Here is a 12,754-nt window from a genome sequence, read left to right on the forward strand (position 1 = left end):
TTATAAAATTTGTTAAAATAGTAAAAAATAGAGCGATTAAGATAACATCATATCTAAAATCATCATCACTGCAAAGCCAATCATGCAAGACAGAGCACCTATATCAATCTGATGTTGGCAACAGGCTTCTGGGATCATATCTTCCACACAGACAAACAGCATAGCACCAGCTGCAAAACTTAAGGCAAATGGAAGAATATTCTGAATCAAAGAAGCAAAGATATATCCAAGGATAGCTGAAGGAATTTCAATAATCCCTGAAAATTGTCCGTACATCATAGATATGAATTTACTTTTTCCATATTGGTGCATAGGGAGTGCAATGGCAGTCCCTTCAGGAAAATTCTGAATACCTATTCCAATGGAAAGAACCAATGCTGGAATAAACTGTTGATGCGCACTGGCAAAAGCGACGCCAACGGCCAAGCCTTCAGGAATATTATGCAATGTCATAGCAAGCATTAATAATTGATTCTTAGAAAAACGTGATTGAAGACCTTCTATTTCACCTGATATCATATGTTTATGTGGCAAGAAATGATCACATAAAGCTAAAAATGCAACACCACATAAAAAACCAAATGGAATAATCATAAGATACCATTTATTCATATTTTCTAAAAGGTTCATTGCAGGTAAAATTAAGGAAAAAAATGAAGCAGCAATCATAATACCCGCACTGCTTCCTAAAGCAATAGAGACCAGATGTTTATTTTCTTTATTTGTAAAATAAACCAAAGAAGCACCTAAAAAGGTAGAAAACCAATTAAAAATAATAGCTCCGATAAAAATAAGAACAGGCATTTCTTGTAATATTGATAACACATTTTCACCTCATTATAGAGTATGAAAAAGACAGTTTTGTGTGACAAAAAAAGCTATGCAGGGCATAGCTTAGTATTGAATATCTTCATATAAAGTTTTAATTAAAATGGCTTTTGAAGATGGTTGTTGTTTTTTGAAATCAAATGTTTTCATTAAGCTATATTCAACAACATCATATTTTTCAACCATTTCATCATAAATATAATCAGATTGTCTAAAGAATAAATGATCATCACTATCATTATCTTGATCGATACTACCAAATTCTTTATCTTTGTTGTAATAAACAACTTTTCCTTCAAAACGATCAATATATTCATCAAGATGTTCCATTAACTGATTATATAAGCGATCATATAAAGAGCTGCTATCCGTATCTTGATATTGTTCAGAAATTGAATTTTGAGAAACATCTTTTTGATTTTCAGCTTTAAGCTGATAAACAAAAGCATTTGCTAAATCAATCACTTCCTGATTTTGACCAGTTTTCACCATATCTAAAATCATTTCATATAATCCCAATTCATCAAGATTATATCCAGCTTTAAAGAATTTATAAACAAGATTTGTATAAGCTTCTTTCACTTTACCAGTATTCATATATAAATCATAAAGCACTTGGAATGAATCAACGTTTGGAATCTTGTTTCCTAATGATAAGAATTCATTTTCAGCTTCTTCATATCTTTTTAAATGTACAAGTGAAGATGCACGATAGTATTTAACCCAATTTAAATTGTTATAATGCCATTTAATAGGTTGTGTAAAAGCCATGTTTGCATATTCTACACAAGATTTATAATCTTCCATTTCATAAGAACATCTAACTTTTAAACGATACCATTTTTCTTTCTTTGATTCATATTCTTTACCTGCACTATTAACAAAAGGCTCAATGCTAAGTGTCTGAACATCAAGTTTATCTAAAAGTTCAGATAATTTTTGATAACGAACAGGTTTTTGATTCATGACATACTTCATAGCTTTATTGATTGTCGCTTCTAAAGGAGAATATTTTTCTTGTTTACATAAGTTTGTGATTTCATCAACAATAGAGAAAAATAAATCTTCTTTTTCTTTGATTTTATCGTCATCAATATTAATGTATTTATTATAAAGTGCATAACCATAATGATTAATAAAACCACTTAATCCTTCTCCAACTTGCAAGAAAGTCTTACCTACTTCAATTGCATCATCAGTACGACCTTGATTTTTCAATTCTTTTACATAATCCATAGCTTGAAAATCATTAAATGAGCTTGGATCTTCTTCAAAACGTTTATCATAATTTGTTAAATCTTTTGGTTCACGTTTTTCCACGATTCATCACCTCGATTATTATTATATCAATTTCATAACTTCTTGTGAAGAATAAAGATTTATTTTTCAAAATCAATCATAAAAATGAACCTCTGTTATGAGGATGTCCAAATAACAAGGTTCATTTGAATCTGATGTTTTTTTATTCGACAGTTACAGATTTTGCAAGATTACGTGGTTTATCAACATCACAACCTTTAATGCATGCTGTGTAGTAGGCAATAAGCTGTAAAGGAACAGCAACCAATATTGTCTGAAGAGTAGGGTCAATATCAGGAAGTTCATATACGTTTTGAACATTTTTCACTTCCATATTTTGAGTTGTCAGTAATATAACACGTGCTCCTCTGGCCATTGTTTCTTGAATATTGCTGATTGTTTTTTGTGCAATATGTGGCTGAGTAGCTACTGCAATAACAACAGAATCGTTTTCTATTAAAGCAATAGGACCATGTTTTAATTCACCGGCTACATAAGCATCAGCATGGACATATGACACTTCTTTTAATTTTAAAGCACCTTCTAAGACACTGGCATAATCTAAATTTCTACCAATAAAGTAGGCATCATGTTGATTTTCCAGCATTTTTGCATACTGGGCAAAAAGATTTTCATCCTTTAAAATAGTATCTACATGTTGAGGAATAGACATTAATTGTTGAATAATTTGTTTGTTGATGTCCTTGCCAAGTTGTTGAGCAATATAATAAGCTAACAGAATCAATAAAACCAATTGTGTTGTATAAGCCTTCGTTGATGCTACCGCAATCTCAGGACCTGCACATGTATATAAAACATAGTCACTATCACGAGAAATTGTACTTCCTAATACATTTGCAATAGCAATTGTTGTTGCCTTTTTTTCTTTTGCCAGACGTAAAGCGGCTAAAGTATCAGCTGTTTCTCCAGATTGAGAAACAAAGATTGCTAAAGTCTTTTCATCTACAAAAGGATCATCATAACGAAATTCACTGGCAACTTCGCTTAAAACAGGAATGTCTAATACTTTTTTAAGAATATGAGCACCACACATAGATGCATGATAAGCTGTTCCACAAGCAACCAGATAGATTTTATTGAACTGAGAAAAATCAATATCTTTTAATTCATCTAAAATAATGTGATTGTGATTGATACGACCTCTTAATGTTTCAGCAATGACATGAGGCTGTTCATGAATTTCTTTCAACATAAAAGTATCATAACCATCTTTTTTAGCTGCTTCTAAATCATAAGGAATAGTTGTTGTTTGTTTTTCAATCGGATGTCCGTGTTGATCATAAAATGAAATATGATCAGTTGATAAAACAGCCATTTCATAATCTTCTAAAAAATAAACTTCTTTTGTATATTCTAATAAGGCTGGAATATCACTAGCACCAACATAACCATCTTTTGTTTTCCCAATAATTAAAGGGCTGTCCTTTTTTGCAACAATGATGTGTTCTGGTTCTAATGTTGAAAGAATACACAAAGCATAGCTTCCTTTGATTTGAGCCAGTACTTTTTGTGTTGCTTCTAATAGATTGCCATCATAAAGACTATCAAGAAGTTGAACAACAACTTCACTATCTGTATCAGATTGAAACTGATATCCTTTTTTTAATAATTCATCTTTTAATTCACGATAATTTTCAATAATCCCATTATGCACTAAAGCAATTGTTTCATCCTGATTGGTATGAGGATGAGAATTAAGATTAGAAGGAACACCATGAGTTGCCCATCTTGTATGTCCAATCCCCACATGTCCACTTAGATGCTGATTTTTTAGTTTGTTTTCTAAATTTTCTAATCGTCCTTTACATTTGACAGTGATAAGCTGATTGTTTTCAAGTGTTGTGACACCTGCACTGTCATAACCACGATACTCCAATTTAGATAAACCTTGCATTAAAAAAGGCAAAGCTTCACCTTTTCCACAATAAGCAGTAATTCCACACATAAAAAATTTCCTCCATCAATTTCATTTTTTATTATTGAATGAAGTGATGCCTAATGATATTTGTTTAATGATCACTCATTAGTTTTGCTCATTGTTCAGGTAGCATCATACCTCCAGATCATCCGCCGAATCTTTCGATAAATCTGGTCCTCGTCAACTTTATATGTATAAAGTCCTGGCGCTTTTCTTTTGTAACTTCATCAATAATAGATATTATTATACATGAAACATCATCGAATAGTTTTCATATTTTAAAAATGTTTCCATTATAATATATGAAATATAAAAATTTGATGTGAAATAAAAAAAGTTTGTTTAAAAAAAAGAAAAATGAGAAAAATATGCGTATATATATAATAGGAGGGTTATTATGAGTATACGTAATAATTTACTGGAAATGAATAAATCATTAAAAAAACTTGAAGAATCCGGTGTTTATGATGTAGAAAAATATAGCTATGCATTATTACATCAGACCAGTCAGTTAGAGTATTTTTACTGTCATTTGGTTAAGGATGGCGACTGTAATCAGACGTTCTATCATGTACATAAAAGACCACATATTCATGAATTGGCATATTTCAATATTGGACGAGGCTTTCCTAAAGAACTTATGGATGGACATTGGTGCTATGTTTTAAAAGATATGGGATATAAAATGCTTGTTGTTCCATGTACATCTATCAAAAAAGATTCAACCCCTGCTAATCCTATATTTGAAAAGGATATTAAAATAAAAACAGATACACATATAACACATTGTCGTATTCAATTGAGTGATATTCGTTCCGTTGATATCCAAAGATTAGATTTAAGAAAATCTTTTTATCAGGTATTAACATCAAGAGAAGACATTATCGAATTTATTGAAAAAAATTTGTTTGATAAGTAATTTTGATTCATGTATCATAGGGATATATGGAGGGGATTTGATGGAGGAATTTTTAAGAGGCTGTAGAAGATCTCTGCCGATTGCTTTGGGGTATTTTCCAGTTTCTTTTTCTTTTGGGGTTTTTGTTGCTTCAAGTGGTTTACCATTTGGTTTAGCAACATTGATTTCATTGACTAATTTAACATCATCGGGGCAATTTGCTGGAGTATCTTTGATGCTGGCTCAAGCTTCGTATATGGAAACTGCATTAACACTATTGATGATTAATGCAAGATATTTTTTAATGTCTTTATCTTTAAGTCAAAAGATTGATCAAAAGATGTCAACGCTGGAAAGAATGGTGATTTCTTTTGGAATTACTGATGAAACATTTAGTTTGGCATCTTTAGAACATGGAACATTATCTTTTTCTTTTATGGCAGGATTTATTTTGGTACCTATTATTGGATGGACGAGTGGTACACTTGTTGGTGAAACGCTGACAAATATTTTGCCACCTGTTTTACAAAATGCAATGGGGCTGGCTTTATATGGCATGTTTTTAGCGATTATTGTTCCAGCATCTGCCAAATCACGTGCTATATTAGAAGTTGTAGTCATAGCAGCAATTCTTTCAACAATCATGTATGAAGTGCCTTTGTTTCAAGGATTATCTAGTGGATTTCAATTGATTGTGGCTACAATACTGGGAGCTTTCTATGGGGCTTTACGTTACCCTATTGAGGAGAATGTCTAATGTCAAGTTATTTATTACTGACTGTTTTTGTGATGGCCGTTATGACCTATTTGCCAAGAATGTTGCCACTGACGTTTTTTAAAAAAGAAATCCACTCACGTTTTATACGTTCGCTTCTATATTATGTTCCTTATGCTGTTTTATCGGCATTGACATTTCCAAGCATTCTATATGCAACTGGACATATGGGCAGTGCTTTGGTTGGAGGACTGGCGGGTATTTACTTCGCTTATCGTCAAAAAGGCCTGGTTTTTGTTGCCTGTGTGACCGTTATATGCAGTTTCATTGCGCACATACTGATTCCATTTTAGATGGAATTTTTTAATTGATTCATGATATTTTATGGTGATGGAAAATAAGGAAGATGTTTTAAGACAGGATGATGACCTGTCTTTTTTGATATGTAAAAGGAGGTGATGTGTTCGAAAACGATTATGTTTAGCTAAAAAGGAGGGAAAAAAGATGGATAAACATAAGCATTTTATAAAATTAAAGAAAGTCATACTTTTGATGTTGTCGTGTATTTTTATGTTGAACATAGGTGAAGTTTATGGAGCTTCATATGAGATGAATACTTATAATTATCTGGCAGGTGTCACCACAAAAGCTGGATCCAAACTAAATGATGGAACTGTTTTGGAGGCCAGTTCATATGATGAAGGTGTGACGGTTCTTCTGACGACAAATGGACAGTATTTTTATTGTCTAGAGAATGGAAAGGCTGTTCATGATGGAACACAGTATACGCCTACTGACACAATTGAGCTTATTGAAGAAGCTCAAAAGAACAAACATTTAAGTTCGTCAGAAAAGGAAAAGCTTATTAGTCGAGTGCTAAGTCTAGCACCAACAAAGATCAATGTTTCATATCATACAAATGGATCATTAAAAGCAGTGAATGGAAATGCCTATCAGTGGTATGCAGCACAAATTATTGTATGGGAAATCATGGTTGGTGAAAGAAATGCAGATGGTAGTTATCGAGGTGTGACAACCAGTGGTGCGACTTCTGTTTATAATTCTTTGAATTGGTCTAACTCTACGACAAAGTCCAATGTCAAAACATACTATGATTCTTATAGCCAGATTTTAAAGACATGGGGGCAGATTCCTAGTTTTGCATCAAAGAGTGAAAATCTTGCGAAAACATATGAAATGACTGCATTTGATGGCAATCATTATTATATGGAAATGAATGATCAAAATCAGGTTCTTGAAAGATATGATTTTAAGGCCAACGGGCTTTCGTTTGTTAAAAATGGGAATGCTTTAAAAGTCACAGCGAATGCTTCATTTGATGATACGAAAACAGTATCTGGAATCAATAGTCTTGATCTCAATAAAAGACAGCTGCTTTGTTTAGACAGTTCTGAAAGATATCAGAAAGTCGCGATTGCAGGAGAATTGGATGAAGCTATACCAAGTGCTTTCTTTAAGATTAAGATTGGAGCATCTGCTTTAAAGATTACTAAAAAAGATAATAAGGGTAATAATATTGCTGATGTACAGTTTCAAATTTCTTATCATGCAGACATGAGTCAAAGTCTAGGTACATATACAACTGGAAAAGATGGAACAGTTACGATTGACAAACTGCAACCAACAACCATTTATATACAGGAAATCAAGGTTCCAGATCATCTTGTCTTGGATTCAACAGTCCATTCAGTAGAGTTAAAAGCTGGTCAAACAGCTTCGTTTACGCAAACGAATAACTGGAAACAGGGTTATATTCAGGTTATGAAAAAGGACAAAAAAACAGGTGAGGTTGTTAAGAAACCAGGTACAAAGTTTGAGGTCTTAAGTGGAAATCAGGTAGTTGCGACAATATCTACAAATAGTGAAGGTGTTGCTAAAACAGGATTACTTGATTATGGAACATATACGATTCGTGAAAAAGAAGCACCACAGAACTATGTCATTGCGACACTTGAAAAGAATCAGAGCGTGACTGAAAATGGTAAGACTTATGCCATTGAAATCTATAATGAACCAGTTCTAGGGAAAATTGAATTAGAGAAACAGGATAAAGAAACTGGGAATATCTCTCAAGGTGATGCAACCTTAAAAGAGGCTGAATATGTTTTAAAAGCCAATCAAGATATATTGAATCCATCTGATGGAACTGTGCTTTATAAGAAAGATGAAATCATCTCTCAAAAGACAGTTGGAAATGGTGTCTGGGGTGATACAGGAACAAAGAAAACAAATGATCAGGCAAAAATTTCATGGTCTAATTTACCAATGGGTGTCTATCGAGTAGAAGAAACAAAGCCAAGTGTTGGATATTTATTAGATGGGCCTCAGATAGTGACATTGACATCTTCAAATTCGAATCAGCAGGTTGTCACACAAAGTGTTGTTTCTAAAGAACAAGTCATTAAAGGAAAACTTGAAGTTGCCAAAATGGGAACTGATGGATCAAGTGGCATTACACAAGGATTGGCAGGTGTAGAATTTACTATCAAGCTTTACTCAGATGTTCAAAAGAATGGATGGGATCAGGCAAGAGCTTATGATGTTCTTGTGACAGATTCAACGGGACGAGATACATCTATTGATCTGCCTTATGGTATTTATCAAATAAAGGAAACAAAAACACCAGAAAATTATTATCCTGCTGGTGATTTTTTTATTACCATTAATGAAGATCAGGAAATTGAATATAGAATGGTCAACAACGCACCATTTCAGGCATGGTTAAAAATTGTGAAAAGAGATAAAGATGGACAGAAAGTGGCTTTATCTCATGCGACATTTAAGTTAAAAGATAGCGAAGGAAATGATGTCAAACAAAAAGTTGGTATGGTTTATAAAGATGAATGGGCAACAGATGAAAATGGATATGTTGTACTGGATGATATGGTCAAATCAGGAACATATACAATCGAAGAATTGAGAAATCCTGAAGGATTCCTTATTGGAGATGATATTCAAGTGAATATTACAGCAGATAATGATGAAATCTATTTTGATGAGGACAATCAACCTGTCATTGAAGTTTCATTTATCAATGAAAAACCAACAGGACATTTGATTCTTCATAAAGAATTTGAAAGAGAGGAAGATACAGCTGTTGGTGGAGCACAGTTTAAAGTCACTGCTGATAGTGATATTATAGATCCAGCAACAGGAAAGATGATTTACAAAAAAGATGATCCTGTCATTATGGGGAATTCAACTGATGGTATTTATATGATTAATGAAAGTGGAAAACTGGAATTAAAAGATTTACCACTTGGAACAACTGGGGCCAGATACAAGGTTGAAGAGATTTCAACGATAGATGGATATGCTCTTTTGGATGAACCAGTCATTTTTGAATTTGATATCAAAGACAATACGACAAAAGAATATACAGTGGAAAAGACAATGAAGAATAAGCTAACAGAAACATATTTCTCTAAACAGGATTTAAACGGAACAGAACTCAAAGGTGGAGAATATTCTGTCATTGATGCTAAAAGTGGAGAAATTATTGATCAATGGACAAGTGATGGAAGAGGTCATCTCGTTAAAGGACTTGTCATTGGAAAGGATTATATCTATCGTGAAGATTTGACACCCCTTGGATATACTTATGCCAAAGATGTGAAGTTTACAATGTCAAAAAACAAACAGACAATTGTCATGAAAGATACACAGGTGGATGTCAATAAATTAGATGTAGATGGTAATGCTGTTCAAGGAGCGACTCTTCAGATTGTCAGTGATAAGACCAAAAATATTGTTGACCAATGGGTGACTGACGGAAGTGTTCATCACGCTGAAGGACTTATTGTTGGTCAAACATATATCCTTCGAGAGATCAAAACACCAGATGGATTTGCAATGGCTAATGAAATACAGTTTACTGTGAAAGAGAATGAAAATATGAATTTATCTATGATAGATAAGAAAGTCATTTTCTCAAAAGAGGATGCAGGTGGACAGGAAATTGAAGGTGCATCTATGCAAGTCATTGATAAAGAAACAGAAGAAATTGTTGATGAATGGATTTCTACAAAGGATAGTCATACTATAAATAATCTTATAGTAGGTAAGACTTATATTCTTCATGAAGATTTAGCACCAATTGGCAAGAATCTGGCGCAGGATATTGAGTTTACTGTCACTGATGATCAACAGAATCAGCATATCACAATGATTGATACAACAGTTGGTATTCAAAAGAAAGATGAATTAGGAAATAATGTCAAAGGTGCGACATTACAGATTGTGTCTAATAAAACAAAAAACATCATTGATCAATGGACAACAGATGGATCAGTTCATTATGCGCAAGGATTGAAGGTAGGGGAAACTTATACAATTGTTGAAGTCAAAACACCAGAAGGATATGAAACATCTCCGTCCGTGACTTTGACTGTTGATGGAAAACAGGATATGTCACTGACAATGACAGATCATCGTATTATCACTGATATTTTGATCAATAAGGTTGATAGTCAAACACATAAGAACATTGTTCATAATGATTTTGAGTTTACAATTTATTTAGATGAAAAATGTCAAAAGCCATTCAAAACATTAAAGGCTGATACAACAAAAGGGACTGTCACTTTTGAAAATTTAGAGTATGGTCAAACAGTTTATGTCAAAGAAACAAAAGCGCCAAAGGGTTATCAGTTATCTGATGAAGTTGTTAAGATTGTCATTGATGATCAGCTTGAAGGAATTGGAAAGGTGCATAGTTTTCAGTATGAAAATGAAAAGATTCCAGTTGTCGTTGTGAAAACAGGAGATGCAACGCACATGTTTTATTATCTGATATTAGCTGGAGGATGTTTGATTTTCATTATAAAGCTTTGTAGAACTCAAAAAGAAACAGATAGGTAAAGAAAAAGATGCAGGGATTTTGATCCATGCATCTTCTTTTCTTTTATATTGTTTTTTTATTTTATAGATTTAATAAACGTTTTGTATCTCTGGCAATCACAAGTTCTTCATTTGTAGGAATGACATAAACTTTGATTTTTGATTCAGGTTTAGAAATTAAACGTTCACCTTCACCATTTTCATTAGCATCATCATCAACAACAATACCTAATGCTTCACTTACTAATGATAGAATTTCTTTTCTAGCATAAGCAGAGTTTTCTCCAATACCAGCTGTAAAGGCAATTGCATCACATCCACCTAAAGCAATAAAATATCTACCAATGTATGCAATAACTCTTCTAAAGAAAATGTCAATAGCTAACTTAGCTCTTTCGTTTCCTTCATTAGCAGCATTTAATACATCTCTAAAGTCACTTGATACACCTGATACACCAAGTAATCCAGATTCTTTATTTAACATATGAATGACATCTTTCATATCCATACCAACTTGTTCAATCAAGTAATCAATGATAGAAGGATCCAAATCTCCACTACGAGTTCCCATCATAATTCCAGCTAATGGTGTAAATCCCATAGATGTATTAATAGATTTTCCATCTTTGACAGCTGTTAAAGAACCACCAGCTCCTAAGTGAGCAACAATGATTTTAGAATGTTCAGGGTTACCTAGTTTTTCAATAACTTTCTGTGATACATAATAATGTGAAGTTCCATGTGCACCATATTTTCTCACTTTATAATCAGTATAGAAACGATATGGAATTGGGTAAATATAACATCTTGGTTCAAGTGTCTGATGGAAAGCAGTATCAAACACAGCAACAGCACCAGCATTTGGAATAGCTTCCTTAAAAGCATAATATCCTGTTAAGTGAGCAGGGTTATGTAAAGGTGCTAATGATTTTAATTCATCAATCTTGCTGACAACATCTTCATCAATAATAGCAGATTCTTTAAAATAAGAACCTCCTTGTACAACTCTATGTCCTACACCTTTAATGTCTTCCAATGAAGACACGATATTCTTTTCTAATAATGTATCTAATAATAAATGAACAGCTTCTTTATGTGTTGGAATAGGTAAAGTACGAACATCTTTTTCACCATTGAATTTAATTGTAAAAATCGAATCTTCTAAACCAATTCTTTCAATAACACCAGAAGTAATGACTGTTTCATCATCCATTTCAAATAATTGAAATTTAAGTGATGAACTACCAGCATTCACTGCAATAATTTTTGCCATTTTTCTTATCCTCCCTTAATTCCCTTTTATTATAGCATTTATTTATAAAAAAACTAGGAAAAAATGTTTTGTAAAAAATATTTGTATTTTTTCTAAAAAAGAATATAATAGATATGAGCCAGGGGCGCATTTGCTGAGAAAGGTTTTCACCTTGTCCCTTATGATCTGAACTGGGTAATGCCAGCGTAGAGAGTGCAAATAATGATTTTTGTGACTTTTTTACGTGGGTAGAAAAGTCTTTTTTATTTGTTGGCTTCAATGAAAGGGGATCGAATTATGAAAAAAATTTTAAAAGTTGATTTCACAGTCAAAAGTATGTGTCAGCTTGCAATGTTTATGGCTATTACACTGATTTTGAGCTATGTGAATGAAATTATTCCTTCTTTACCACAGGGAGGAACAATCTCTGTTGATGTCATTGCCATCATGTTATGTGGTTATTTAATGGGAGCTGGATATGGTGTCATTTGTGGAATAGGGGTATCTATTTTACAGTTTGTCTTAGGTTTAGCAACTTACTATGGACCATGGTCAGTTTTACTTGATTATGTATTACCACTTGCAGTATGTGGATTAACACCTTTGATGAAAACACAAAAAATTGGAAACCTTCCTATTTGCTGGGGTATTGTTTTTGTCATGTTTTTAAAATACTTATCTCATTTTGCTTCAGGCGCTTTCTTGTTTGCAAGTTATGCACCAGAAGGTATGAATCCAATTGTTTATTCATTAGGATATAATATTATCTATGTTGCACCAACACTTATATTATGTATGATTGTTGTTCCATTGTTATATCCTCGTTTAAAAAGAGCTTTTATGTAGGGGCTGTAACGAAATAACTTTTTAAAGAGTTGATTTTGTTTCAGCTCTTTTCTTTTTCTGTTTTTAGGCAATAAAAAAACATCTTTTCTCTTCTTCTGATTTCAAGATGTAATATTT

9 protein-coding genes and 1 riboswitch are annotated in these 12,754 nt (G+C 32.8%); of the genes, 5 read left to right on the top strand and 4 right to left on the bottom strand.

Annotation, left to right across the window (positions count from 1 at the left end):
• Positions 1 to 36 precede the first annotated feature (36 nt).
• From B5E48_RS08715 to glmS, 3 genes are all read right to left on the bottom strand, one after another.
• A complete protein-coding gene (locus B5E48_RS08715; RefSeq protein ID WP_087297160.1) occupies positions 37 to 825 on the bottom strand; it encodes a ZIP family metal transporter in 789 nt (262 codons plus the stop codon).
• Positions 826 to 894: 69 nt separating this feature from the next.
• On the bottom strand, positions 895 to 2,148 hold the full coding sequence (locus B5E48_RS08720; protein ID WP_087297159.1) for a hypothetical protein: 1,254 nt from the start codon (positions 2,146 to 2,148) through the stop codon (positions 895 to 897).
• 142 nt (positions 2,149 to 2,290) lie between these two features.
• Positions 2,291 to 4,093, bottom strand: coding sequence for a glutamine--fructose-6-phosphate transaminase (isomerizing) (gene glmS, locus B5E48_RS08725; protein WP_087243163.1), 1,803 nt, complete (start codon positions 4,091 to 4,093; stop codon positions 2,291 to 2,293).
• Positions 4,094 to 4,463: 370 nt separating this feature from the next.
• Here glmS and B5E48_RS08730 point away from each other — a divergent pair, with 370 nt between their 5' ends.
• The 4 genes from B5E48_RS08730 to B5E48_RS08745 all read left to right on the top strand — a co-directional run bounded on the left by B5E48_RS08730 (position 4,464) and on the right by B5E48_RS08745 (position 10,560).
• Positions 4,464 to 4,985, top strand: coding sequence for a hypothetical protein (locus B5E48_RS08730; RefSeq protein ID WP_087243164.1), 522 nt, complete (start codon positions 4,464 to 4,466; stop codon positions 4,983 to 4,985).
• Between the two features lie 40 nt (positions 4,986 to 5,025).
• Positions 5,026 to 5,721 (top strand): AzlC family ABC transporter permease, encoded by a 696-nt coding sequence (locus B5E48_RS08735; RefSeq protein WP_087243165.1) that lies wholly within the window; start codon positions 5,026 to 5,028, stop codon positions 5,719 to 5,721.
• Positions 5,721 to 6,032, top strand: a complete 312-nt coding sequence (locus tag B5E48_RS08740) for an AzlD domain-containing protein (protein ID WP_087243166.1) — start codon at positions 5,721 to 5,723, stop codon at positions 6,030 to 6,032. Before B5E48_RS08735 ends, B5E48_RS08740 begins: the two co-directional genes overlap by 1 nt.
• Positions 6,033 to 6,183: 151 nt before the next feature.
• Positions 6,184 to 10,560, top strand: coding sequence for an MSCRAMM family protein (locus tag B5E48_RS08745; RefSeq protein ID WP_087304786.1), 4,377 nt, complete (start codon positions 6,184 to 6,186; stop codon positions 10,558 to 10,560).
• A 61-nt stretch (positions 10,561 to 10,621) separates the two neighbouring features.
• Here B5E48_RS08745 and B5E48_RS08750 read toward each other — a convergent pair whose 3' ends face one another.
• Positions 10,622 to 11,812 carry an acetate/propionate family kinase gene (locus B5E48_RS08750; protein ID WP_087243168.1) on the bottom strand — a complete coding sequence of 397 codons (1,191 nt, stop codon included), beginning with the start codon at positions 11,810 to 11,812 and terminating at the stop codon, positions 10,622 to 10,624.
• Between the two features lie 110 nt (positions 11,813 to 11,922).
• Positions 11,923 to 12,022, top strand: a riboswitch (TPP riboswitch).
• A 66-nt stretch (positions 12,023 to 12,088) separates the two neighbouring features.
• On the opposite strand from B5E48_RS08750, the gene B5E48_RS08755 reads away from it, so the two are divergent.
• On the top strand, positions 12,089 to 12,637 hold the full coding sequence (locus B5E48_RS08755) for an energy-coupled thiamine transporter ThiT (protein ID WP_158093962.1): 549 nt from the start codon (positions 12,089 to 12,091) through the stop codon (positions 12,635 to 12,637).
• The last annotated feature ends 117 nt before the right edge of the window (positions 12,638 to 12,754 follow it).

Origin of the sequence: Massilimicrobiota sp. An105 (genome assembly GCF_002161155.1) — a bacterium.
Lineage (GTDB): Bacteria > Bacillota_I > Bacilli_A > Erysipelotrichales > Coprobacillaceae > Allocoprobacillus > Allocoprobacillus merdigallinarum.